Genomic DNA, 24,663 nt, shown 5'->3' on the forward strand with positions numbered 1-24,663 from the left:
CCGCCGGAACCTAAAAGCAACACGAGAACCATTGACCTCCGATGAATTCTGGTCCACCTTTTCATCAATCGGAGTCGAAGTTGGTTAATTGAACCAGCTGTTGGCTGATGCACAGGAGGGCAGCGATGCGCACAGGAAGACTGACCGGATCGATGGTGGGGATCATCGCCTTGACCCTGACGGCCGCCGGCTGCGGGCTGTCCGGCAGCTCGGGCGACAGCGACTCCACGGCGGGCGGCTGCAAGGTCGACAAGGGCAACGTGGGGGCCGGGAAGCTGACCGGCGAGGTGAAGGGCGGCATCACCTTCCAGACCACCAACCTGAAGAAGGACTTCGGCACGTTCTTCAACGGGGTCATCAAGTCCTTCGAGAAGGCGCACCCCGGTACGTCGGTGAAGTGGATCGACGATCCGGGCGACGCGACCTTCGGCCAACGCACGGTCGCCGACGCCCAGGCCTGCACCCTGCCGGACGTGCTCAACGTCGACTCCCCCACCGCGACTGCCCTCACCAAGGCCGGCTACCTGCTCAACCTGGGCGTCAAGGACCCCGACGCGGCCAAGCCGTTCGTCCCCGCGTTCTGGAAGTCCAGCACCATGAAGGACTCCTCGGGCACCTTGGTGCACACCGTGCTGCCCTGGTACACCGGCGGCGTCCTGCTGACGTACAACACCGACCTGCTGAAGAAGGCGGGGATCGATCCCGCGAAGCCTCCGACGACCATGTTCGGGCTGTTCGCCGACTACGAGAAGATCGCCAAGAAGGCCGACGGCAAGTACTACGCGACGATGGCCAACCCGATCTGGCGCATCCCGGCCGACTGGGACCAGATGAACATCAAGACGCTGTCGGCGGACGGCAAGTCGGCGGTCTTCGCCGACGACCCGAGGACCGCGCAGTGGGTCGCGTGGATGGCGAAGCTGTACAAGGAAGGCGCGATGCCGAAGGACTCGTTGTCCTCCAACAACGACCCGTCCACCCTCTACAGCCAGGGCAAGGTCGCCTACGGTTCGACGAACCCGAGTTTCGTGCGCTTCGTGAAACAGAACAGCCCGTCGATCTACGCCAGGACCGCCGTCGGCCAGCAGCCCTTCGACGCGCTCGGTCACACCACAGCCGCCCCGCAGTACATAGCGACCGCCGCTACGAGCAAGAACGCCCCCACGGCGCTCGCGTTCGCGGAGTTCCTCACCAACGCCGAGAACCAGACGGCCTGGTGCAAGGATCCCAACGTCGTGATCTTCCCGACGACCTCGGCCTCGCTGGACGACCCGTTCTTCCAGAAGACCACCGGTGACGACCCGTTCTCCCAGGCCCGCAAACTCGTCGCCGAGCAGTTGAAGACGGCCACCGCGTACCAGACCAACATCTCCACGGCCGTGCAGAACGCCATCGTGGGTCAGGTGCAGCTGGCGATGCAGGGCAAGAAGAGCCCGGCGCAGGCCGTCAAGGACGCCCAGGCGAAGGCCAACGAGCTCCTGAAGCAGGCTGGTTGATGGTGGCGACGCAGACCGCGAAGCCGGTGACCGTGCCCGGTGCGGAGGCCGTCGTCTCCGCACCGGGCACGTCCCGCATACGCCGACTCGCCCGGGCCGTGCTCCCCGGTCCCGCCCCCGGCGCCAACGGTGCGGCGCTGTACCGCCGTTGGTGGCTGCCCTGGCTTTGGACCGCTCCAGCGATCGTCTGCGCCGCGGTGTTCGGGGTGTTCCCCTTCCTCAACACCGTCCTGCTGTCCTTCACGAACGCCAAACCGCTCGGTGGTGCCGCGAACTTCGTCGGGCTCTCCAACTACACCCGGATGCTGGACGATTCGGACTTCTGGCTGGCGACCCGCAACAGCGTCCTGTACGCGATGATCGTCGTACCGCTGATGGTCCTGCTGCCGCTGCTGCTCGCCGTCCTGGTGGAGAAGAACCTTCCCGGCATCGGCTTCTTCCGCTCGGCCTTCTACACACCCGTGCTCGCCTCCAGCGTGGTCGTCGGCCTGAGCTGGCAGTGGCTGCTCGCGGACGACGGACTGGTCAACACCTGGCTGGAGAAGGCCCACTTGATCCGGTCGGCCATCCCCTTCCTCTCCGACTCGTGGCTGATCCTGCTCTCCGCGATGGGCCTGACCCTGTGGAAGGGCCTCGGCTGGTACATGGTCTTCTACCTGGCCGCCCTCGGGAACGTTCCAAAGGAACTCCACGAGGCCGCCTCCATGGACGGCGCCGGTGCCGCCCGCCGCTTCTGGCACATCACCGTGCCCGGCGTACGGCAGGCGATGATGCTGGTCGGCACCCTCACCGGCATCGGCTCGCTGCGCGTGTTCACCGAGATCTACATGCTCGGCAGCTCCACCGGCGGCCCCGGCGGCGCCGACCGCACGCTGCCCTTCTACATCCGGGACGTCGGCCTCGACCCCATCACCGGAAACGCCGGCTACGGCTCCGCGGTGAGCGTGGCGCTCTTCGTCCTCACCCTGGGCCTGACCCTGCTGGCCCAGCGCCTCACCAAGGAGGACGAGTCATGACGACGACCGCCGTGCGGCCCAAGTCCCGGCGCCTGACCCCGCGTTGGCGGGACTACGGCCGCCCTCGCGAACTCCTCCTCCGCTACCTCCTGCTGCTCCTCGTCCTCGGCCTCACGGTCGGACCCCTCATCTGGCAGTTCCTGGCCTCGCTCAAGGGCACCGGCGAGGACGTCTTCGGCGCGAACGCCTCCCTGCTGCCCCACCACCCGACCCTGCGCGCCTACCGTGAGGTCTTCAGCCAGGTCCCGGTGGCGACGTACATCAAGAACAGCCTGATCGTCGTACTCCTGTCCGTGGCAAGCCAGTTGCTGTTCTCCACGACGGCCGGCTACATGCTCTCCAAGCCCGCCTGGAAGGGCCGCCGGGCGGTCTGGATCCTCCTTGTCGCCTCCATGATGTTCCCCTTCGAGTCGATCATGGTGTCGCTGTTCCTGAGCATCCGCGACCTCGGAATGGTCGACAGCGTGGTGGGCGTGTGGCTGCCCGGCTTCGTCGGCGCGATCAACGTCCTGCTGATGCGCGGCGCGTTCCTCGCGGTACCGCGCGAGATCGAGGACTCCGGGATGCTGGACGGCGCGAGCGAGTGGCAGCGCTTCCGTTATCTCTATCTCCCGTCCGCGTGGGGCGCGATCATGGTCGTCACCATCAACACCTTCATCAGCGCCTGGGACGACTTCCTGTGGCCGCTGATCGTGCTGCGCTCCGAGGACCACATGACGCTGACGCTGGGCCTTTCGCGGTTGCAGAGTTCGTCGTTCGGCTATGACCAGCGGGTGGTGATGGCCGGTTCGGTGATCTCCGTGATCCCGGTGCTGGTCCTGTTCGTCATCACCCAACGCTGGTTCTACAAGGGCGTGTCGGCGGGAGCGGTCAAGCTCTGAGGCGTACGACGAGGGGTTCTGCGGCGAGTGCGGCCCGCGCGGACTGAGCGACGCGGATCTCCACTGCACCGGCCTGCTCCAACCGGTCGGTGCCGAAGGGGACGGCGACCGTGCGGTGTTCGCCCGGTGCGAGGTCCACGCCCCGGAAGGCGTGCAGTTCGAGGGTGCGCGGCCACACCGGGGTGAGCAGCCGGCGGATGTAGACCTGGACGACCGAACGGCCGTGCCGCTTCCCGGTATTGGTGACGTCGACCTCGACCACGTCCCCCGCCCGGCGCGGCGGACCGTACTCGAAGCTCGTGTACGACAGCCCGTGTCCGAAGGAGTGGAGCGGTTCGGCTTCGGCGTCCGCGTATCCGCCGTACTCGATGTCCTTGTGGTTGTAGTAGACGGGGAGTTGGGCCACCGAGCGCGGGACGGAGACGGGGAGGCGGCCGGTCGGTTCGGTGAGGCCGAGCAGTATCTCGGCGATGGCCTCGCCGCCCCACGGGCCGGGGTACCAGGCGGTGAGCAGCGCGCCCGCGCGTTCGGGGACGACGTGCGGGCGGCCCTGGATCAGGACGACGGCGGTGGGTGTCCCGGTCGCGGTGACCGCGTCGAGAAGGGCGTGCTGCGCCCGGCCGAGGTTCAGGCCCGCGAGGTCGACGCCCTCGCCGCAGGTCATCTCCGAAACGGCGTTCCGTGCCGCCCCGTTGGCGTCGAAGTCCGTGTCGGGGGTACGGGCGCTGCTGCCGCCCAGTACCAGAACGGCCAGGTCGGAGGCGGCGGCAGCGGCGACCGCCTCGGGGATCCCGGACAGGTCGTCGCCGGTGAGGGCGCAGCCGGGGGCGTGCCGGATCTCGGTGCCGGGCGGGGCGAGTCGCCGCAGGCCTTCCAGGACGCTGACGCCGGAGCGCTGTGGTGCCGTGTAGTCGCCCGACTGGTGTGCGTGGGTGGCCGATTGGGGACCTGTGACCGCGATGCGGGAGACGGTCGGCGGGACGGGCAGGACACCGCCGTCGTTGTGCAGCAGCGTCACCGCGCCGCGCGCGAGTGCGGTGCTCAGTTCTCTGCCCTGCCCGGCCGGTGGCAACTCGCAGGTGCTGTACGGCCGTTCGAAGAGACCCAGCCGGAACTTGAGGCGGAGTACGCGTGCCACGGCCGCGTCGACGGTGTCCTCGCTCACCAGGCCCCGCTCGACCGCCTCCTCCAGATGTGTGAAGCCCTCGTCCCAGAGGCTCAGGTCGACACCGGCGTTGAGCGCGAGGGCGCCTGCCGAGACCCTGTCGCCGGTGATGCGGGCGAGTCGGTCCACGGCGAGACCGTCGGCCATGACCAGGCCCTCGAAACCCCACTCCTCACGCAGGAGTTGGTGGAGGAGGGCGCGGTTGCCGGAGCAGGGGAGGCCGTCGACCTCGTTGTAGGCGGACATGACGGCGGCGGCTCCGGCGCGGACTCCGGCACGGGCCGCGGGAAGGTGGATGTCGTGGAGTTCGCGGAGGCCGAGTTCGGACTCGGCGGAGTTGCGGCCGCCGACCGTGGCGCCCTGTCCGGCGAAGTGCTTGAGGACGACGGGGGCCTTGTCGGGGGCGAAGCCGTCTCCGGGCCCGCCCTGCATCCCGCGCACGAGCGCCTCGGTGAGCCGGGCGGCGAGGTGCGGGTCCTCGCCGAAGCACTCCTCCGTGCGGCCCCAGCGGGGATCGCGGGCGATGTCCAGGGCGGAGACGAGGGCCAAGTGGGCGCCGCGGGCGCGGAGTTCGGCGGCGGCGTGGGCTGCGGCACGTTCGTACAGGTCGGGGTCCCAGGTGGCGCCGACGGCCAGGTTGACCGGGAGGACCGTGCCGTCCAGGGCCATGTGGCCGTGCGGCACCTCCTCGGCGAAGAGGGCCGGGATGCCGAGCCGGCTGCTGTCGATCACATGGCGTTGCACCAACTCGGCCAGGGCCGCGCTGTCCTGGGCCCCGGGTCCGTTGGAGTGGTCGACGCCGGACCAGGCGTCGGCGCGGAACAGGCCGTAGAGCGCGCCCAGTCCGGCGAAGCGCGCGGTCTCGGCGTACAGGGCCTCGGTGAGTTCGAAGGTCCCCGAGGGGGTGCGGCGGTAGGCGTCCCAGCCGTACATCCGCTGGTTGAGCTGGCCGACCTTCTCGCGCAGGGTCATGCGGGCGAGAAGGTCGGAAACCCGGGTGTCGACAGGGGCGTCGGGGTCCCGGTAGAGGGGGGTGGTGGTGTCGGTCATCGGTCGTCACCGTCGTAGGCGAGCCGGGCGAGGGCGACCGCGCCGCGGCAGCCGTCGGGTACCCAGTCGAGGGTCAGGCCGAGAGTGTGGAGGCGAGCGGTGAGGGCGGCCGTCAGGGGGCCTTCGGGGCCGAGCAGGCCGCCGGTGGCGACGATCCGTTCACCATGAGCCGGATTCAACGCCCTCACGGTGTCGGTGAGTTGATCGGCAGCCTCATCGAGGATCCCTTCCGCCACGGGGTCCTTCTCCGCTGCCGCCTCGACCACCAGCGGGGCGAATTGCGCGAGGCGGATGGGGAGTTCGGCCATGACGGCGGGGAGTACGTGCATGCGGTAGGCCTCGCGGTGGGCGCGGGACCAGTCGCCGGTGCCGGGCAGCGTCTCGGCCGGCACTCCGAGTGCCTGTCCGACGGACCCGGCCAGGACGGTCGTGGGACCGCGTCCGTCCGCCGTCCGCAGCGCCGCCCGTACCGCGCTCCGGCCGATCCAGAAGCCGCTGCCGTCGTCGCCGAGGAGCCAGCCGTCGCCGTCCACGGTGGCGGTGGAGCGGCGGTCGGTGATGCGCAGGGCGACCGCGCCGGTGCCGGCGACCAGGGCGAGGCCGTCGGCCGGGGTGCCGGGGGCGGCGGCGAAGGCCGCCTCGATGTCGCTGCAGACGCGGACCCGGTCGGCCGGGATGTCGAGGCGGCGCAGCGCTGCTGTGAGGGCGGTGCGGGCGTTGACGTGGCCGGGCTCCTCGGTGGAGGCCGCCGTGGCGCCCGCGAAGCCGCCGGCCACGGCGACCACTCGGGCGCGAGCCCCTTCCGGTACGGCCCGCGCGATCGCCTCGACCAGGTGATCGGTGAGGCGCGGGACCGGGACGGTCAGGGCGTTGCCGGGTCCGGCCGCGCCTTCGCCGAGCACGCGCCCGTCCTCGGCGGCGGCGAGGACGGCACGAGTGCGGGTGCCTCCGGCATCAAGACCGACAACACATTCCTGGTTCAAATCATTGCTCATTACTGACTATGGTGGTTGATACATTCACGGAGGGCAAGACCGGACCCGGGGAGGATCCCATTCCTACGCTTCGCTTCGGCGTCAACTACACGCCGCGCCGCGGCTGGTTCCACTCCTGGCACGACTTCGACCCGGCGCACGCCCGTGAGGACCTGGCCCAGATAGCCGGGCTCGGCCTGGACCACGTGCGGATCTTCCATCTCTGGCCGCTGCTCCAGCCCAACCGCACGCTGATCCGCGGGACCGCCGTGGACCAGCTGGTGCACCTGGTCGACCTGGCGGGCGAGGCGGGCCTCGACGTCCTCGTGGACGGTGTCCAGGGGCATCTCTCCAGCTTCGACTTCTACCCGGAGTGGACCCGCAGCTGGCACCACCGCAATGTGTTCACCGACCCGGAGACGATCACCGCCCAGGCGGAGCTGCTGCGCACACTCGGCCGCGCCCTCGCCGACCGGCCGAACCTGATCGGTCTCCAACTCGGCAACGAGCTCAACAACTTGGTGGAGCACAACCCGGTGACCGCGGACGAGGTGGACCACTATCTCGACACCCTGCTGGCCGCCGCCCGCGAGCAGCTGCCGCCGGACCGCCTGGTCACCCACTCCGCGTACGACGCCGCCTGGTACGGCGACGACCATCCGTTCACCCCGGAGGCCTCGGCCCGCAAGGGTGATCTGACCACCGTGCACCCGTGGGTGTTCTCCGGCGACTGCGCCCGCCGCTACGGACCGCGCTCTCCGGAGGTACTCCATCTCGCCGAGTACGGCACGGAGTTGGCGAAGGCGTACGCCGTCGACCCGGCCCGGCCCGTCTGGGTCCAGGAGACCGGCGCGCCCGAGCCGCACATCCCGGCGGCCGACGCCCCGGAGTTCGCGCGGGCGACCGTGCGCAACGCGGCCGAGTGTGCCGGGCTGTGGGGGGTGACCTGGTGGTGCTCGCACGACGTGGACCGTTCGCTCGCCGACTATCCCGAACTCGAATACACACTGGGCCTGTTCGACTCGGCGGGCCGCGCCAAGCCGATCGCCGAGGCCTATGCCGCCGCGATCGCGGAACCGCACACCGTCCAACTCCGTGACACCGCACTGGTGTTGGACTGCACCCCGGGCACCCGGTCGGTGTCCGGTCCCGGCGGCGCGTACTTCGAGGAGTGGATGCGGCTGCGCGCGGAGGGCGTGCGCCCTGCCGTGGTCCTGGCCGAACGGGCGGATGACCAGGGGTACTTGGCGGCACGCGGCATCAAGGACGTCGTACACCTGGCGTGACGCTCACGCGTCGGCCAGTACCTCCGCGACCGCCCGCAGGTTGACCCGGCCGCGGCCGTAGGAGCAGAGGGTGCCGCCCTCCGGCAGGCCGGTGTCGACGAGTATCGCGCCGGGCCGCCGGGCCACCAGGGTGTCGCGCAGTCGGGCCTGCCAGGGGTGCAGGACGGCGTCGGACGTGGCGACGACCAGCGGCGCGCTGCGGTCCCCGATCGCGTCGGCGAGGGCGGCGGGGTCGGCGGGCTCCTCGTTGAGTGCGATGCCGGTGGCCGTGGGGTCGATCGCGCGGAGTTCGGTGAGGAGGTCCTCGCCGCCCCAGTTCAGGGCGGGGTGCGGGGCCGGGAACAGGTCGACGACATGGGCGCCGCGCACGGGCGGTGGCAGCGGCCGGGTGCGTACGGCGCGCCGGGCGGCCTCAAGGCCGGCGTGCGCGTCCCAGGCGGCGGCCGCCCGGCGGGGCGTCGCGTACCGCTCGGCGAGCCGCTGTACCCGGCCGGCCGCCTCCCACACCCGCTCCTCCGCGAGCATGCGGGCGTGCAGTGCGTCGAGGACGGCGTCCCGGCAGGCCAGGGTGACCGCCAGGTCCGGTACGGCGACGATGACCTGGTCCGCTCCGGCGGCGAGCGCGATGCGGGCGCCGGCCGCCTCGCCGTACTCGTCGGCGATCGCCTTCATCTCCAGCGCGTCGCTGACGAGGACGCCGTCGAAGCCGAGGTCGAGGCGGAGCAGATCGCCGAGTATGCGGCGGCTGAGGGTGGCGGGGCGGTTGGCGTCCAGGGCCGGGAAGACGACATGGGCGCTCATCATCATGGGCACGCCGGCGGCGACGGCCGCGCGGAACGGTTCGAGGTCGACGAGGAGTTCGTCGTAGGGCCGCGGGTCGATCGCGACGCCGTGGTGGCTGTCGGTGATCGTGCCGCCGTGGCCGGGGAAGTGCTTGGCGCAGGAGGCGATGCCGCGTACGTCGGTGGCGGTGATCCAGGCGCGCAGATGGCGGGCGGCCAGCTCGGGGTCGGCGCCGAAGGAGCGGGTGCGCACGATCGGGTTGCGCGGCTGGTGCTGGAGGTCGGCGACGGGGGCGTACGAGGCGGTGATGCCGAGGGTGGCGAGATGGCCGGCGAGGGCGTCGGCGCAACGGGCGGTCAGCGCCGGGTCGTCGACGACCCCGAGGGCGTAGGAGCCGGGGACGTCCGGGGCGCCCGCGTTCACCAAATGGCCGATGCCGCCGCCCTCGTTGTCGATGGCCACGAGCAGGTCGGGGCGCAGGGCGCGGAGTTCGTCGGTGAGCCGGCGGACCTGCCCGGCGTCCCGGATGTTGCGGGTGAACAGGATGACCCCGCCGAGGCCGCGGTCGATGAGCCGCTTGAGGGTGTCCGGCACGGCCGTCGCACCGTCGAAGCCTGCGACCAGACAGCGGTGGGCCGCCTCGTCGAGGTCGACAGGGAGGGCGATTGCGGCGGACGAACGCTCGGCGTGGGTCATACTGGAATTCAAATGGCTCGCTGAACCTAAAGTCAACAAGACGATGGATTGTTGATTCAGGCAATGATGTGGCGCCGACTACACTTCTTGTGAGCCATCCGCTTCGCCCAGTCGCCCGCACCCCTTCCGCTTCCCGACACCACTGCGTCATACCGGATGGGAACGTTTCGCCTCGTGTCCCTGCTTCCGCTCGAAGACATCCCCGGGCCGCTCCCCGCCTCCACCACCGGCCCCACTCCCGCCCCCGTCCCCTTCCGACTCCCCTCCGCGCGCCTCGCCACCAAGGTCCTGACCCTGCTGCCCCTGGTACTGATCGGGGTGTGGGCGGCGGTCGACTGGCGTGCCATGTACGAGGGCACGGCCCGGCTCGCCTCCGCCGACCCCTGGTGGCTGCTCGCCGCTTTCTTCTTCACCTGCCTCGGCTGGGGCACCGCCGCCCTGGTCCGCCAGGGTGCCGTGCCGGACCGGCTGCCGACCGGTCTGCTGATCGCCTCGCAGTTCGCGGCCGGCGCGGCCAACCACGCCCTGCCGGCCAGCATCGGCGCCCACGCCGTCACGCTGCGCTTCCTCCAGGGCCAGGGCATCCCCCTCCCCCGCGCCACCGCCTCGCTCGCCCTCTACTCACTCGTCCGGCCGATCGCGAAGACGCTGGTGCTGCTGGTCTTCCTCATCTCCTTCCCCGAGATGCTGCGCTTCGGCCAACTCGCCCCGAGGGGCTGGTCGTTGCTCCTCGCCGTCGGCAGCCTGGCGACCGCTCTCACCACCGTCACCGTCCTGCTGTGCGCCGTACGCCGGCTGCGCAGCCCGGTCCTCCGCTGCGTCCGCACCGCCCTGACGGACGTACGGCAGCTGCACACCATGCCCAGCCGGATCCTCGCGCTGTGGGGCGGGGCCGCCGCCGCTCCGGTGCTCCAGGCGACGGTGATCTTCGCCGTCGGGGCCTCGCTCGGCATGCCGCTGTCCTGGGCGCAGGTGGTGCTCGCGTTCCTCGCCGCCAGCACCGCGGTCGGCGCCGTGCCCGCCCCCGGCGGGATCGGTCCCGTGGACGCGGCCACGGTGTTCACGATGGTCGCGTTCGGCGCCCCCATGGACGTGGCCACGGCGAGCGTCATCGGCTACCGCGTCCTGACGGTGTGGCTGCCCTTGCTGCCGGGGGCGTTGCTGCTGTCGGCGCTGGTCCACCGGAAGGTGCTGTGACCGAAATCCACTTGTACGTCCGCCCCTGCCACCTCTAACGTCGCTGCTCATCGGCGTGTAGCTCAGTCAGGAGAGCACCGGGCTCTGGACCCGGAGGGCGCGGGGGCGGTACCCGCCACGTCGGCTTATGGATGACGACGCTGAGCAGCAGCACCTCACCGCGGCCCCCGGCTATGCCCTGGGCCAGTTGGCCAAGGCCTTCACGACCGCGCTGACCCACGAGGACGCCGACACCCGGCGTCGCGCGGAGGGCCGCGCCCGGCGCTGGCGTGCCGTGCTCGCGGGGATGGCGGGCGGGCGGCTGACGATCGGTTCGCGCACCCCGGTGGCCGGGCTTCCGGCCTGGGTCACCCCCGAGGTGGTGCGCGGCGGCTTCGCCACCGGTACCCCGGGCGCGGGCGGCCCGCTCCAGCCCTACGAGATCAGGCTCGCGGAGCGCTTCGGTGTGCCCGCGGACCGGCGGGCGCTGTTCGCGCACTGCCTCACCGACACCGGACTCACCTGGCTCTGGGGGCAGTTGAACAGCGGGCGGTACGAGGTGACCGTGCCGGAGGAGGGCGCGCTGCTCACCATGGCCTGGCTGGTGCGGCACGGGGAGACGGCCGCCGCGCTGGACCTGGTCGCGGAGCTGGAGCCGTTCGCGGGTCAACTCCGGTTCCTGCCGCGCCCGTTGACCGGCCGGGCCGCCTCGGACGACACCGACGCGCTGCACCGCCGTACCGTCGACGACACCGTGAACAGGCTGGTCCGGCGGCGCCCGAACGCGGCCGTGGAGGCGCAGCGCGAGGCGCTCGCCGTTTGGCAGCCGTTCGGGGACGAGTTGCTCGCGCACTGGCTGGAGACGGCGGGCGGGGCGGACGGGCGGGTTCTCGAACTCACCCCGGACGCGAGCTGGTTGGCCCGCGGCGGCGAACTGCTGAGCCGCTACCGGCTGTTGGCCGAGGAGCACACCCGCTGCGGAAAGCACCGCAGCCCGAAGGGGAATCTGGGCATTCTGCGCGGCGCGCTGGAGGAGGCCGTCGCCGGGCGGGAGTTGGACGCGCGCCGGCTCGGGCTGCTGCGGCACGCCGTCGCGTCGATGGTGCGGCGGCGCGGTCTGCCGGGATCGTCGGCGCACACCGAACTACGGCGCGCACAGCGGGCCCAGGCCGCTCTGCCCTCCCATCACGCCCTGGCGCAGGTGACGTTGCGGCGGCTCGCCGTGCTGCCCCAGGAGTCGGGCATCGCCGATCTCGCCCGCGTACTCGCCCCGGTGTCCGCACCGGAGGAGCGGGAGACCGGCGTCCCCGCCGGTTCTCACCTTCCGCCCGTGATAAGGCGGTTGGTCGAGGGCGCGCTGAGCGCACCGGTCGATGTCCTGGTGGAGCGGGGAGTCGTCCCGTCGGCCGAGGTACTGGCCGAACTGGTACCGCGGTTGGTGGCCGTCACCAGCGCGCGGGCCTACGAGGACGAGGCGCTGCGGACGCTGATGGCGGCGAACTACCGCGCGTTCCGCAACCGCCGTTCGCTGCTCCTGCTCAACCTGGAGCGGCAGGTCCGGATCGAGGAACTGCCCTGGGTGCGGGCGGTCGTCGCGCAGCGCGGCGACGGCACGGCCGAAGCGGCCCTGGTGCTGCGGCAGTTGGGCGAGCTGGCCGTGCAGGGGTTCCCGGGGACGATCCTGCCCAACCCGCTGGTGCGCGAACTCGGCGTGCTCGCGCGCCAGTCCGGCCTGGGCGCTCCGCTGGTGGAGGAGCTGGCCGCGGACATCTTCATGAACGCCTTCGGGCCGAAGTTCCTGGTGGCGGCCGGGATCGCGGGTGAGCTGCTCGGCGGTTCGCTGTACGAGCGGTACTACGGCATCGACTACGCGGCGATCCGTGAGCTGGCGATCACCGAGGCGGGCGACCGCTCACACAAGACCCGGACCTCTCCGGGGTTCGCGCGGCTGTGCGCGGAGCGGGCCGGGGCGGCGTCCTCGGCACCGGCCGCCGGGCCGAAGTCCGGTGCCTCTCAGGGTTCTTGGGTGGCGGAGAACGGCAAGGTGATCGAGCAGTCGCAGATCCTGACCACGCACAACCTGGCCACCCTGGTCCACCGGGTGGGCATCGCGCCCGAGCCGGGCTGGGCCGAGCTGGCGCGGCGCTGTTTCGTGACCGTGTGCGGGCTGACGGGCCGGGTGCACCGCAACCCCCGGCCGTACGCCACGATCAAGGACGCGGCGTACGCCTGGCGGCAGTTGGTGTTCCATCTGTCGCTCTGCCCGCCCGCCGAGCAGCGGCGCGTGCTCGCCGACCTGGACGCGGAGACGGGCCGTCGTCCTCACCACGTCGGGGCACGTCTCGCGCCCGCCCTGGCGGGGCTGCGGCTGGTCGTGGACGGCGGTGGCTTCGGCCCGGACGGTACGGCGGACCGGGGCCGGGCCCGTCGGCTGCTCGGCTGGACCACGGACGGTCACTGGCTGGCGTGCGACCCGACCGTGCGGTCGGCGAAGGACAGCTGAGGGGTCTCAGGCCTGGCTCTGGCCCTCCGCCGCCGTGCGCACCGCCGCCTCCGTCAGGGCCGCCGCGGTGCGCACGGCGCTGGCGACGGCCTCGTCGGGGGTGAGCCCCAGCTGGTCGGTGAGGGTGAACAGGGCGTCCGCGCCGACGACCACCGCGAGGCTCCGCTTGAGCTGGGTGAACGCGTCCGGGTCGGTCACGCCCAGGGTGCCGTCCAGGGGTGCGAGGGCGTGGTCGATGAGGCCGAAACGGATCCCGGGCCGCATGCTCTTCGTGTCGGGGCGGACGATGGTCGCGGCCATCATGGCGCGCACCCCGCCCTGGCGGGCCAGGATGCCGCGCAGCAGGAACTCGCAGGCGTAGGCGACCCGTTCGACGGGATCGCGGGAGTCGGCGACCGGCTGGAGCGCCTCGGCCGGGTCGGGCCAGACACCGGCCAGGGCCTCGCCGATCAGCGACGGAAGGTCGGGGAAGTACCGGTAGGCGGTGGCCTCGGAGACCAGGGCCGCGCGGGCGATCTCGGGCATGGTCACCTCGCTGCCCGCGCCGATCAGCACCCGGGCCGCGTCGACGATCGCCGTACGGGTGCGCTTCTTCTGATTGCTGCGGCCCGTGTCCGTCTGCGCTGTCGCCATCGATGCGTCACATCCCCGTCTTCGCTCGTCGCTGCCTGCCGTCCCTTCCGCACTTTATCACGACAAACTCTCGTCATGAGAGTCTACTTGCACGACGAGAGTTCCCAGCTTGCTGTCCTACTCTCCTTTGGGCGCACAACGCGCGCCGAACACAAGGGAGTTCGAGATGAACGAGGTTTCCGTGGTCGGTCCGGACGACGGCGAGAGAATCCGTCTGGGCCCGGTCACGATGCGGATCCTGGAGGACGGCAGCACCACCGGCCACCGCCTGGGCATCGGCGAGATCACCCTCGCCCCGCACACCCAGGGCCCGCCGCAGCACCGCCACGGCCGGCACGACGAGGGCTTCTACGTCGTCTCCGGCACCGTGCACTTCACCGTCGGCGAGACCGTCCACGTCGCCCCGGCCGGCACCCTCGCGATGATCCCGCCCGGCGCCCCGCACACCTTCGCCAACCCCGGCGACGAACCGGCCGTGATGATCAACACCTTCACGCCCGACCTGTTCGTGCAGTACTTCCGGGACCTGCGGGACATGATCGCCGGCGGCCGGGAGTTCGACACCGAGTCGACGATCGAGATGATGAGCCACTACGCCACGGTCCCGGCGACCGACTACGCCTGAGTCGGTCGCCGCACCTCAGGAGCCGCCCGAGTTCGACGGGCCGAAGAACTCGATCTCGGCGATGGCCACTTGCTTGCTTCCCGAGGTTCCGTAGGCGGATTCGAGGGTGAAGCGCACCGAGGTGACGTCACCGACCCGGAAGGCCCGGCGCTGGGCTCCGGCCCCCTGGTCGAGAGAGAGTTGGCGAGTGGTCGTCTTTCCGTCGGCCGTGGTGATCCTGGCCTCGACACGGTGCGGAAGCGCCGACTGGCTGAGCTGGTCGGCACGGGTGGAGACCCCCGGAGTGATCAGCACGTCCAGCAGCCGCGTGGGCGTGTCGAACTTGGCCTCCAGCCACTGGCCCTCGCCGGACTGCGAAAGACCCGGCCCCCACCAGGTGTTGTTCAGCTTGTCGAAGGCCAACTCGGGCTTGTGGCCCGGGAAGGAGCGGGAGGCGGTGACCCGGTCCGGGGATACGGGGGCACGCTTGGAGAAGTGGTCCTTCGCCGCCTGGACACCGCGCGGGATGTTGACGGCCAGCACGATCAGCAGGGTCAGCACGACCGCGGCACCGATCCAGGTCAGCACCCGGTCGAAGGTACGGCGCAGCCGGGGCCGGTCCCCCGCCCAAGGGATCTCGCCGCTGCGGAACGTGAGCAGCCGCCGCCACCAGGGCAGCCGGCCGGCGACCTGCTCCTCACCGGCCATGGGCATCGCGCACCGGGCGCAGTAGTGCCGGTCCGGCCGGTTCGCCGTCGCGCACCAAGGACAGGGCACTCCGCCGACCGCGCCGGGTTCGACACCGGGTGCCCGCACAGACTGCGGACGCGCGGCCACCGGGCGACCGGGCAGCACCGGCGCCACGGAGGGAGCCTGCCGGGGCTCGGGGTCGTCGACCGGAACGAGGAGACGCCGGGCGCGCTCGGCCTCGGACTCCGGGGCGATGGCAGGCACTGGCCGAGTGGGGACGGTCCCGTCGTGGGAAACGTGGGGCGCGGGGGTCGGGGACGGATACGGGGCCCGGGGCGGACCCGCGGCGGCCGCCGGGTCCGTGTCCAGGCGGGTCGCGGGGTGGGACGCGTCGCCGTTCGCCGGTTCCTGCGGGGTGCCCGTGCCGGCCGAGCCGTACGACTCGGCGGCCATCGCGTCCAGCCGCAGGGACAGGGCGTCGAGTCGGGCCGCGGGGTCGTCCGAGGCCGAACTCCCTTGCGCCGGAACCCTGTTGGACCCGGTGTCGTTCGTGATCGGCAGGTCCCGGCGCGTCTGCGGCACCCCGGCCGGGTCGGACCGGGAGTAGGCGTCCCAGCCCGGGTCGCCACCACCGGCCGGGGTGCCGTTGGCGCCCTCGCCGCGTTCGGCCGCCGCACCGGCACGGGCGCCCGCGCGGTCCGTCCAGCTCAGGACGGCCCCGCAGGCGTCGCAGAACGACTGGCCCGGTTCCGCGCGGGTTCCGCATTCGGCGCAGCTCTGGGTGGTCGTCATCTCTCGGGGTTCCTTTCGGCGGGCACGGTGGTGGTGACCTGGACCGTGTACGGCATATGGGCGGGGCGGGCGGCCGCCACGAGGGCGTCGAGGCGGTGCGCGTCCAGGGTGGTGGGCGCGGGCAGGCGCAGGTGTACGTGCAGCCGGGGGCTGCGTTCGCCGGGAACCGGGCCGAGCGGCCGGGCACTCCAGTCGGCGGCACCGCTCTCGGTGATCTCGGGTTCGGCACCGAAGGCGAGCCGGACGGCCTCGGCCAGGCCGCGCCGGGTGCCGCGGATGCGGTGCAGGTACGTGGCGGCGGCCACGGCGGCCCGCAACCGCGCCTCCGGTTCGCTGCCGTCGGTCTCCGCACCGACCCAACTACCCAGCCACTGAACGAAGTCGAGCGGTGCGAGCGACGGCCGGAAGTACGTGTCGAGGCAGTCCAGCACACTCAGAATCGGCGCTACGACCTCGTCGAGCCCCGCGACGAAACGCTGGGCGAGGTCGTCGTCGGCGAACACGGCGGGCAGCATGGCACCGATCGGCGCGGAGGAGCCGAGGCCGTCCACTGATCCCCTCAACGCGGGCCTCCTGTCGGGGATTTGGTCGTGCTCATGCGCCGTCCCCGATCACGCGGACGCGGTGGTCGAAGGAGAACACCAGTGACGGCCGCTCCAGGTCGATACGGTCGGTGGGGTCGCCGCGCTTTCCGGTGAGGGGGTCGGCGGGGTGCAGGACGACCTCGTCGACCAACTCGACGCCGGGCACGCGTTGGAGCACCGCGAAGACCTCCCCGGACTGCACCGGGCGTCCGAACGGCCAGCCCTTGCCGTCCGATCCGCCGGTGAGCGGATCGAGGTGGCGGTAGAGGGCGTCGTGGGCCTGACGGCGCACCCGGTCGGTGTCGACGCCCCGGAAGGCGTGGACCGTGGCGACCACGGTGACGCCCTGATAGAAGGGCGGGCCGACCGCCAACCGGGTCCCGATCAGCCGCCGTTCGTCGAGATGCCGGGTGATGCGCTCCAACAGGGCGTCGCCGGGCACGAGTTGCTCGAAGCGGAGCCGTCCGCCGGGGTCGGGGACGGCCTGCGGGACCACCAACACCCTTACGGCGTAGGCCCCGTGCTCCTCCTCGTCGCCCTCCAGGCAGGTGATGCGGGCGGTCTCGGGGGCGGCCCGCCGGGACAGTTCCTCGTAGTCGCGGAGGGTGACCGCCCGTTCCTGGGCGCGCAGGGTGATCGGGGCGCGGGTCTTGGCCTCCTGGACCGTCTCGCCGTCCACTCCCCCGCGCGCCGCCTCGCGGTTGACGACCTCGGAGACGTACGGGATGGAGCTGCGCAGGATCTGCACGGCGCCGCGCGCCACGTTGCCGGCCCGGCCGCCGCCGGTGCGGTAGCGGCGGGCGCGGATCACCGAGCCCTTGGGGGCGACCATGCCGTACTGCCGCAGGGAGCCGTCGGGTTCGCGGACGGCGGGGCCGAAGGCGAGTTCTCCGGTGGCCGCGTCGAGGGTGATGTGGCGGTCGTGGGCGCCGGAGGCGGCGAAGTGCGGGACGACCTGCCAGTCCGTCCAGCCCTCGTGCTCGGCGGTCTGGAGGAGGAGCGGCGGGTTGTCGCCGACGACCGGTGTGTGCGCGAGCCTCAGCCGTTGCCCCGGCAGGCCGGTGGACTCGCCGAGCGCCTCGTCGTGGACGGTGTCGGCGTGGACGACGGTGGTGGTGCCGCCGATGGTGAAGGCCTCGGCGGAGCGGACGGTCGGCGAGGTGGTGTAGAAGGGCTGGTCGGGGTGGGGTTCGGTGACGCGGCAGCGCAGCCAGCCGGCCTCCTGGCCGCCGTTGCGGGACAGGGTGTGGCCGCCGGGGACGTGCAGGACGACCGCGCCGGGGCGGTTGAGGCCGCCGGTGCCGTCGCGGTCCACCTCGCAGGCCTGCCAGCCGTCGGCGGTCCACGCCTCCCACACCAGGGGCGGCTGGCGTGGATCGACACCGACTCCGTCCACACGGCTGTCCAGTTCGAGGGCGAGGGCGCAGTGCGGGACGGCCGCGGTCAGGCCGAACAGCATGGAGTCGCCGGGGTCGGGCGACTCGGCGAAGCACATCACATGGTTGCCCTCGGCCAGGTCGTGGGTCCGGTCGACCACCTGCTTGCCCCGGTGCTGCACGACGAGATGCCGCAACGCGGTCGGTACGACGGCGAGTTCGCGCTCGGTGGCGAAGACGACTGCCTCCTCGCCCTCGGTGCGCATCGTCGCCACCTCGGTGCCCAGCGGCACCTGCACCGGTTCCTCCTGAGGCGCCGACAGCCAGAACGTGACGTCGGTACGGGCCGCGGACGGCGGGAAGAGCGTGATGCCGACCAGGTCGAGAAAGGCCAAGTGGTTCTTGTCCGGTACCCGGTTGAGGCGGTAGACGATCTGGTCGGCCATGTGCGCGACCGTCTCGACGAGGGTGACGCCGGGGTCGGAGACGTTGTGGTCGGTCCACTCCGGGGCGCGCTGCTGGATGTAGCGCTTGGCGTCGTCGACGAACTGCTGGAAGCGCCGGTCGTCGAGGTTCGGGGAGGGCAGAGCCATCGGTCAGTAGTCGCTTTCAGCAGCCGTGCCGGGCGCGGTGGGGGTGTCGTCCGGCTCGTCGTGGGACGGGATGACGTAGAAGGGGAAGACGAGGCTGCGCGGGTTGTTGGTGCCGCGGATCGAGTAGCGCACGTCGATGTACAGCACGCTCTGCTCGGTGCCCGCGGTGACCTCGACGTCCTCGACCTCGATGCGCGGCTCCCAGCGGTCGAGGCTGACGTGCACCTCGTGCTGGATACGGCCGGCGGTCTGCTCGTTGACCGGTGCGAAGACCAGGTCGTGGATGGCGCAGCCGAAGTCGGGCCGCATCGGGCGCTCGCCCGGCGCGGTGGACAGCACGAGCCGGATCGCCTCCTCGACCTCGCGCTCCCCGCTGACCAGCGCGATCCCGCCGGTCGGCCCGATGCGGAGCGGGAACGACCATCCGGAGCCCACGAATTGTTCGGCCATCACTCAACACCCGCTTGTTTCTCGTCCGTCGGTCCGCTCATGCCGGAAGCACCACCGGTGCGAGACCGTTGAGGGTCACCACGCCCATGATCGGCACGGTGACGGCCCGAATGCCCACGTTGGCAATGGAGTTGATCTGGACACTCGCGCCCGCGGTGAGCATCGCGTTGCCGATCGCCTTCATGTTGAGGGCGCCCATGGCGTCCAACGTGATGCCTCCGGTGGTCGACTTGATGTTGACCAGCCCCCGCCCCTCCATGGTCAGCAGCCCGCCGCTCTTGATGGTGAGACTCCGCCGGGCGCTGAGCGTGAGGTCGGTTCCGGCCTCCACCGACACGGACCGGCTGCCCTTGATGGTGACCGCGCCTTTGCTGTCGACGACGATCTCGGTGTTGGTGCGGTCGAGGTTGATCGTCAACTGCTTGTCCCCGGAGGTCAGTCGGACCCCCTGCTTACGGCCGCCGGTCTTCTGGCTGAGCAGGTCCAGCCGGTTGCCGTCCCGGTCGGAGAGGGTGTGCCGGCTCGCCTTCTTCCGCACCGCGTCGTGCAACGGCACATCGCTCACGACGGTCGGCCTGTCCTTGCCGTTGTAGAGCCCGCCGATCACGAACGGATGGTCGAGTGCCCCCCGGTCGAAGGCGACCAGCACCTCGTCGTTGACGTCCATCGGGAACACCCCGCCGCCACCGAGCCCGCCCAGCTGCACGGTCCGCGTCCAGTCGCTGACGTAGGTGTCGTCGAGCCATGGGAACTGCAACCGGACCCGCCCCTGCTTGAGCGGGTCATTGACGTCCGTGACCAGGGCGTTGGCGACACCGGGCAGCCGGGGCGCGGTCTCCGAGCCGCCCGAGGCGAGCCCGTACAGCGAGCGCCACTGCCGTCCGCTGACCGTCACCCAGGTCTCGTAGTGCTTGCCGTCGCCGAAGACGTGCCGTACGGAGGTGACCGTGTACTTGCCCTCGAAGGGGGTGCCCACGTCGGCCAGCGCGACCGGAACTCCCGGGCGCAGCTTGGGATTTCCGCGGGCGACGACCTCCAGTTCGGCGAAGGAGGACGTGACGTCGTCGGCGAGGGCGTCGGCGGCGAACTTGACCTCGGTCTGCTTGTCGTAGGGCGTGCCCGTCTCGACCAGCTTGGCCGTCTTGAACTTGCCGGCCGCCGCGCCCGGGGTGGTGCCGATGCCGATGGCCGGGTTGGAGGCGCCGGGCGCGGTCGCGGTGAGCTTCTTCTTCGTGGTGACGTCCCAGCCGCGCGACTCGACGGTGGCGACCTGGTCGGCGGCGGTCACGGCGGCCCGCAGCCGCAGGATGTCGTGCCCGGCCTGAAGCACGAACGGGCTCTTGTCGCCGTCGGTGTCGGGCGAGGGCGCACCGGACGACGGCTTGGGCTCCACGAACTGGAACTTGCCGTCGGCGTCGACCGACATGACCATCTCGTTCTCGTCGGCGAGCCGGGCGAGAAAGTCCCAATCCGTCACGTTGGACTGGGAGATGAACTCGTACACCGTGCGCGTCGAGGTGATCCGCCCGATCGGCACCCCGTCCTGGGCGGCGAGTTTGCGGGCGATGTCGGAGGCGCTCTGGTTGCGGTACGCGGCGACCCGGCGCTGGCGCAGCAGCCGGTGCCCGAAGTCGTAGCCGCGGACGACGGTGAAGGTGCCGGTGCCGTCGTAGTCGGCCTCAAGTCCGGTGACTTCACCGGTGAGCAGCGGATCGGAGGCGCCCTGTCCGTCGGCGACCGGCGCGATGACGACCTTCGTGCCGAAGGTGACACCGAGCTTGCCGAGGATGAGGCGGTACGGGTCCCGGAAGGTGAGCCGGAAGGCCGCCGGGACGCCGACGCCCTGGTCGACGTAGCTGTCGACGAGGCAACGGGCGTACTCGGAAGGGAGTTTGGCCCCGCCGATCTTCACCTCGACGACATTCGAGAACGCGGACTTCACCATCAGGAACGCACCTCCTCGGCGGCGGGCAGCACCAGTTCGACACCGTTCGCGAGCCGTGTCGGGTCGTCGATCCCGTTGGCCTCGGCGATCGCCCGCCAGGCGGCGGAGTCGCCGTACTCCCGCCAGGCCAGCGACTGCAACGAGTCGCCTGCCACGACCCGGTGCACGCGACGGGCGGTGAGCGCGCCCGAAGTCGGGTTCTGGCCCTTGGTGTTGCTCGGGATCTCGTGCAGTTGCAGCCGGCAGGTGGCGCGGATGGGCACGCCGGTCGTCCCGAAGAGCGAGTAGGCGGCCTCGACGGAGGAGACGTAGGCGGTGAAGCGGGCGGTGGAGAACGACCCCCACTGGAACACCACCCAAGGCGGCGAAGGCTGTTTCGCGGCAATGGACTTGGTGGTCACATCGCAGCAGGCGAGCAGCGACTCGACCTTCTTCAGCACGGAGTTGCTGGAGGGCTCGTCGGAGGAGTCGAGGAAGATCTCGACTCCCATCTCGCGCGGCTCCGAACCCATGAACTCCGGTAGTGAGCCGTCCCGTTCGATCTGCGCCGGGGTCGTCTTCCACTGGGCGCGGCGGGTCAGCGACAACTGCGCCGGGTTGAAGTCGAAGGCGAAGGTCTTGATGAGTCCGCCCGGGGTGGTACTGCCCCCGACGGGCGGCTCATGAATCGCGAGGCTCGCCCGGACGAGGCTCTTGCCCGCGCCTTTGCTGGTGGCCATGGTGTGTCTCCCGCTCCCGCCTAGTCCGTGAACCCGTGGTGGGCGATCTCCAGCACCTCGGTGGCGACGGCGGGCCCGGCCGGATCGAGGGAGGGACCCTGCCAGCTCACCGGCAGCACGTCGATCAGCCCCCAGTGCGCTACCTCCGAGCCGTCCGCGCGCAGCGCCGCGATCTGCCCGGTGGGACGCCTGATTCCGGTCTGCACGGAGGAGATCCATTTGGCGACCTTGGAGGTGTCCGGGGTGAGCGGGCGGGTCAGCCGGATGGTGGAGAAGGTGACGCGGGTGGGGAGTTGCCATACGAAGCCGTTGTTGCCGCCTTCCTGCCGGTGCTCGATCTCCACCTGCGACGACAGCCCTTCGCACCCGTTGAAGTAGCCGAGGCTCTCGCCGTCGATGCTGAGGGTGAACCAGATGGTGGAGCCCGGGTCGAGGCGGGACATCGGGGGTGGGCCTTTCTGTCGTTGCGGTGCGGTGACGCGGTGATGCGGTGGGGTTCGGTGCGGTGATGCGCTGCGATGCCATGGCGGTCAGTGGCGGGGGTCGCGGAGTTTGCCGATGCGTTCGCGGTCCAGGCGGAGTTCCGTGCGGATCAGGCGGGTGATGCGACCGATGATCCGGTGCACGAGTTCGTCGAGCTGGAAGTCGGTGAGGTCACGGGGGTCGAACTGGCCGGCGGGGATGGCTTCGTAGGCAGGGGGAGGGGATGCGGCGGCGGTGGCGACGGCGGTTGAGGAGTAGGGGGGTGGAGGTACGGCGGGCGGCGGGGCGGCGGCGGGAACGGCAGGGGCGACGGAGGGGCCGAGGGTGGCGCCGATGCCGGTGGCCACACCGGTACCGGTACCGGTGGTGCGGGCGCCGGGCGCCTTCCTGGCCGGCAGGACTCGGTTGAGGGTGGAGGAGACCGCGGAGGAGAGGCTGCGCTGGACCGGGAGGGGGTGGGGCGGGGCGGCGGTGCGGTGGCCGGGGGTTGCCGGTCCGTGGGTGAGGGGGGTGGGTGAGGTGGAGAGGGGGGTGGAGACCGGGAGGGGGGTGTGAGGTGCGGGGGTGGCGGGCCGTAGGGGTACTACGGGTAGGGCGGGGGTGCTTGACGGTTTGGGGGTGGTGGAGAGGCCGGAGAAGCTGGAGAGGCCAGAGAGGCCGGAGGTCCTGGGCAGTACGGGGGTGAGCGGGGCTCCGGGGGTGCTGAGGGCTGCGGGAGTTGCGGGTACTACGGGTGTGGGTGGTGTGGTGCGACCGGCGGGAGTCGCGGGCCTGTCGGGGGGTGTACGGCGGTGACGCTGTACGGGGGTGGGGGCGGAGCGCGACTGGGGTGAGAGGCGCTGCGGCGGGGGCTCGGTGGGGAGCTGGGCGGTGGACGGGGCCGGTGTCGCGGGGGTGAGGGCGGGGTGGGGAGCTGAACGATGGGCGGTGAGGGAGCGCGCGATGGGGGAGGTCGCCGTGAGCGGGGGTGCAGTGGGAGGGGTCGCGGCGAGCGCAGGTGCTGTGGAGGAAGTCGCGCGGGGACGTGTGAGGTCGGGTGCGGTCGGGCCGACCTGAGTCGGCTTCGTGACGCGAGGCTGGATCGGGGCGGAGCGCAGGGGGACGGCCGAGAGCGCGGGTGCGGCTGGGGACGCCGTCGCGGCTGAGGGTGGGGGCAGGACCGAGGGTCGGGGTCCGGCTGGGGCGGGGGGTCCGGACAGGTCGGGGCCCACGGGCGAGGGCGAAGTCACCGCCGAGGTCCGAGTCACAACCGGAGGTCGGGGACCGACCCCTGACGAGGTTGGACCCGAGGACGAGAACGGGGTCTCGGTCGACGACTGAAGCGGACCCGGGGACGGGCTCACCACCGGGGCTGCGGGCGTCCGGGGCGCGGTGGGTGAGAGGGCGCCGGCCGAGGGAGTGTGCGGGGGCGGTACAGGCGTGTTGGGGGCCGTGCTTCGCTGGACCGTCGGCCTCTGACCCGATTGACTCGATATGGGCCGGGGTGTCGAACCGGCCGGGGTCTCGGTCGGTCGGTCTGCGGTGGTCGGGCGAACGGCAGCCGGGTGCGTGGCGCCTGGACGCGTAGCAACCGACGGAACCTGCGCGGCAGGCACAACAGGCGTGCCCGGCACCGCACTTCGCTCAATCGCCGATCCCGAACCCGGTGTCGACGAGACAACTGAACCAACCGGAACTCCAGTCGACCGCGGCTCGATGCTCGCGGGCCCAACAGGTGCGCCGGAAACCGCACTTCGCTGAATCGGCAGCTCCGAAGCCGGTATCGGCGCAACAGTCGAGTCGGCCGGAGCTCCGATCGGCCGGGGCGTGGCACCCGGACGCGTAGCAACCGACGGAACCTGCGCGGCAGGCACAACAGGCGTGCCCGGCACCGCACTTCGCTCAATCGCCGATCCCGAACCCGGTGTCGACGAGACAACTGAACCAACCGGAACTCCGGTCGACCGCGCCTCGGTGCTCGCGGGCCCAACAGGTGCGCCGGAAACCGCACTTCGCTGAATCGGCAGCTCCGAAGCCGGGGTCCGCGCAACAGTCGAGTCGGCCGGGGCTCCGATCGGCCGGGGCGCGGTGCTCGGGTGCGTGGTTTCCGAGGAGGCCTGCGCTGACGGTACGGGCGTACTTGGGGCGAGGCCCCGTCGGGTCACCGGCTCCGGCCCCTGTGTCGCCGGGGCTGCGGCGGGCCGGTGCGTGCCGGGCGGGTGTGCGGTGGTCGGGAACGTGGTGGTGGCTGAAGGGGGTGCGGCCGAGGATCCCTGCGGAGGCGGCGTTGGCGTGCTCGGGGCCACACTGCGTTGGATCGCCGGGCCCTGTTCCGTACGGCGCCCGGTGCCCGCCGGCGGGATCGGCGAACCGGTGAGGGGCTTGGCGTCCGCGGGTGTCGTGGTGACGGGGGCACCGAGAGATGAGCGGCGCCGGGCAGGGGTGAGCGCCGCCGGAGCCGAGGAGTCGACAGCCCGCGAGGGTGAAGGCCGGGCGGGTGTTGCCGAACCTGACGCCGACGCCGGGACCGTGCCCGGAGCCCTGGCCGAATTGCCCTGCGGAGAGCGGGCGTTGGTTGTCCCGGCCGGTGCGGAGGGAGCGGTCGGATGCGGCGTTGGCTGCCGTGTCTCGTTCGGGCGTGTGGTGAGCGGGGCGCCGAGGGGTACCCGGTGCGCGGGAGGTGCCGTAGGACCAGAGGGTGGAGTGTTCCCCGATTCCGCAGCGCGCGGCGCTGCCGCCGGGGTGTGGGAGCGGGGCTCGCCGGAGCCGCCGTCGCGCGGGGCGGAAAC

General features: G+C 71.5%; 19 protein-coding genes and 1 tRNA gene. 8 read left to right on the top strand and 12 right to left on the bottom strand.

Features of this window, described 5'->3' with window-relative positions; translation table 11 throughout:
* Positions 1-125: 125 nt before the first annotated feature.
* The 3 genes from ACWDEW_RS16825 to ACWDEW_RS16835 are packed head-to-tail and all read left to right on the top strand — an operon-like array spanning position 126 to position 3,393.
* Positions 126-1,496: an extracellular solute-binding protein gene (locus tag ACWDEW_RS16825; RefSeq protein WP_450513566.1), complete on the top strand. Its 1,371-nt coding sequence runs from the start codon at positions 126-128 to the stop codon at positions 1,494-1,496.
* Positions 1,496-2,512: a carbohydrate ABC transporter permease gene (locus ACWDEW_RS16830; protein WP_450513568.1), complete on the top strand. Its 1,017-nt coding sequence runs from the start codon at positions 1,496-1,498 to the stop codon at positions 2,510-2,512. Before ACWDEW_RS16825 ends, ACWDEW_RS16830 begins: the two co-directional genes overlap by 1 nt.
* On the top strand, positions 2,509-3,393 hold the full coding sequence (locus ACWDEW_RS16835) for a carbohydrate ABC transporter permease (RefSeq protein WP_450513570.1): 885 nt from the start codon (positions 2,509-2,511) through the stop codon (positions 3,391-3,393). The genes ACWDEW_RS16830 and ACWDEW_RS16835 overlap by 4 nt, the downstream gene beginning before the upstream one ends.
* On the opposite strand, the gene ACWDEW_RS16840 is transcribed toward ACWDEW_RS16835, so the two are convergent.
* Both ACWDEW_RS16840 and ACWDEW_RS16845 read right to left on the bottom strand, forming a co-directional pair.
* Positions 3,383-5,608: a glycoside hydrolase family 3 N-terminal domain-containing protein gene (locus ACWDEW_RS16840; protein WP_450513572.1), complete on the bottom strand. Its 2,226-nt coding sequence runs from the start codon at positions 5,606-5,608 to the stop codon at positions 3,383-3,385. The two genes, ACWDEW_RS16835 and ACWDEW_RS16840, sit on opposite strands and share 11 nt — an antisense overlap.
* The gene (locus ACWDEW_RS16845) at positions 5,605-6,603 is read right to left on the bottom strand and encodes an N-acetylglucosamine kinase (protein WP_450513574.1); all 999 of its coding nucleotides are present in this window, start codon (positions 6,601-6,603) and stop codon (positions 5,605-5,607) included. Before ACWDEW_RS16845 ends, ACWDEW_RS16840 begins: the two co-directional genes overlap by 4 nt.
* An 8-nt stretch (positions 6,604-6,611) precedes the next feature.
* Here ACWDEW_RS16845 and ACWDEW_RS16850 point away from each other — a divergent pair, with 8 nt between their 5' ends.
* On the top strand, positions 6,612-7,868 hold the full coding sequence (locus tag ACWDEW_RS16850) for a glycoside hydrolase 5 family protein (protein ID WP_450513576.1): 1,257 nt from the start codon (positions 6,612-6,614) through the stop codon (positions 7,866-7,868).
* A 3-nt stretch (positions 7,869-7,871) separates the two neighbouring features.
* On the opposite strand, the gene ACWDEW_RS16855 is transcribed toward ACWDEW_RS16850, so the two are convergent.
* Entirely contained in the window at positions 7,872-9,347 is a 1,476-nt protein-coding gene (locus tag ACWDEW_RS16855) for a glycoside hydrolase family 3 N-terminal domain-containing protein (RefSeq protein WP_450513578.1), read from the bottom strand.
* 174 nt (positions 9,348-9,521) lie between these two features.
* Here ACWDEW_RS16855 and ACWDEW_RS16860 point away from each other — a divergent pair, with 174 nt between their 5' ends.
* The 3 genes from ACWDEW_RS16860 (at position 9,522) to ACWDEW_RS16870 (ending at position 13,026) form a co-directional block, all read left to right on the top strand.
* The gene (locus ACWDEW_RS16860; protein ID WP_450513580.1) at positions 9,522-10,544 is read left to right on the top strand and encodes a lysylphosphatidylglycerol synthase transmembrane domain-containing protein; all 1,023 of its coding nucleotides are present in this window, start codon (positions 9,522-9,524) and stop codon (positions 10,542-10,544) included.
* 51 nt (positions 10,545-10,595) lie between these two features.
* Positions 10,596-10,668, top strand: a tRNA-Gln gene (locus ACWDEW_RS16865).
* Between the two features lie 3 nt (positions 10,669-10,671).
* Positions 10,672-13,026: a hypothetical protein gene (locus ACWDEW_RS16870; protein WP_450513582.1), complete on the top strand. Its 2,355-nt coding sequence runs from the start codon at positions 10,672-10,674 to the stop codon at positions 13,024-13,026.
* A gap of 6 nt (positions 13,027-13,032) precedes the next feature.
* Here the strand turns inward: ACWDEW_RS16870 and ACWDEW_RS16875 are convergent, their stop codons facing one another.
* Positions 13,033-13,659, bottom strand: a complete 627-nt coding sequence (locus ACWDEW_RS16875) for a TetR/AcrR family transcriptional regulator (protein ID WP_450513583.1) — start codon at positions 13,657-13,659, stop codon at positions 13,033-13,035.
* Between the two features lie 166 nt (positions 13,660-13,825).
* On the opposite strand from ACWDEW_RS16875, the gene ACWDEW_RS16880 reads away from it, so the two are divergent.
* The gene (locus ACWDEW_RS16880; protein ID WP_450513585.1) at positions 13,826-14,284 is read left to right on the top strand and encodes a cupin domain-containing protein; all 459 of its coding nucleotides are present in this window, start codon (positions 13,826-13,828) and stop codon (positions 14,282-14,284) included.
* Positions 14,285-14,299: 15 nt separating this feature from the next.
* Here ACWDEW_RS16880 and ACWDEW_RS16885 read toward each other — a convergent pair whose 3' ends face one another.
* The 8 genes from ACWDEW_RS16885 to ACWDEW_RS16920 form a co-directional block, all read right to left on the bottom strand.
* Complete coding sequence (locus ACWDEW_RS16885; protein ID WP_450513587.1) at positions 14,300-15,745, bottom strand: NADase-type glycan-binding domain-containing protein; 1,446 nt, start codon at positions 15,743-15,745, stop codon at positions 14,300-14,302.
* Positions 15,742-16,308, bottom strand: coding sequence for a phage tail protein (locus ACWDEW_RS16890; RefSeq protein ID WP_450513588.1), 567 nt, complete (start codon positions 16,306-16,308; stop codon positions 15,742-15,744). Before ACWDEW_RS16890 ends, ACWDEW_RS16885 begins: the two co-directional genes overlap by 4 nt.
* 31 nt (positions 16,309-16,339) lie before the next feature.
* Positions 16,340-18,298, bottom strand: coding sequence for a putative baseplate assembly protein (locus ACWDEW_RS16895; protein WP_450513590.1), 1,959 nt, complete (start codon positions 18,296-18,298; stop codon positions 16,340-16,342).
* A 3-nt stretch (positions 18,299-18,301) separates the two neighbouring features.
* On the bottom strand, positions 18,302-18,748 hold the full coding sequence (locus tag ACWDEW_RS16900; RefSeq protein WP_019071371.1) for a GPW/gp25 family protein: 447 nt from the start codon (positions 18,746-18,748) through the stop codon (positions 18,302-18,304).
* A gap of 37 nt (positions 18,749-18,785) precedes the next feature.
* Complete coding sequence (locus ACWDEW_RS16905) at positions 18,786-20,693, bottom strand: VgrG-related protein (RefSeq protein ID WP_450513592.1); 1,908 nt, start codon at positions 20,691-20,693, stop codon at positions 18,786-18,788.
* The gene (locus tag ACWDEW_RS16910; RefSeq protein ID WP_400972696.1) at positions 20,693-21,412 is read right to left on the bottom strand and encodes a CIS tube protein; all 720 of its coding nucleotides are present in this window, start codon (positions 21,410-21,412) and stop codon (positions 20,693-20,695) included. The genes ACWDEW_RS16905 and ACWDEW_RS16910 overlap by 1 nt, the downstream gene beginning before the upstream one ends.
* Positions 21,413-21,432: 20 nt before the next feature.
* Positions 21,433-21,855: a phage tail protein gene (locus tag ACWDEW_RS16915; RefSeq protein ID WP_019071368.1), complete on the bottom strand. Its 423-nt coding sequence runs from the start codon at positions 21,853-21,855 to the stop codon at positions 21,433-21,435.
* Between the two features lie 87 nt (positions 21,856-21,942).
* Positions 21,943-22,242 carry a hypothetical protein gene (locus tag ACWDEW_RS16920; protein ID WP_450513595.1) on the bottom strand — a complete coding sequence of 100 codons (300 nt, stop codon included), beginning with the start codon at positions 22,240-22,242 and terminating at the stop codon, positions 21,943-21,945.
* Positions 22,243-24,663 lie beyond the last annotated feature (2,421 nt).

This window comes from Streptomyces sp. NPDC001100 (assembly GCF_053598575.1).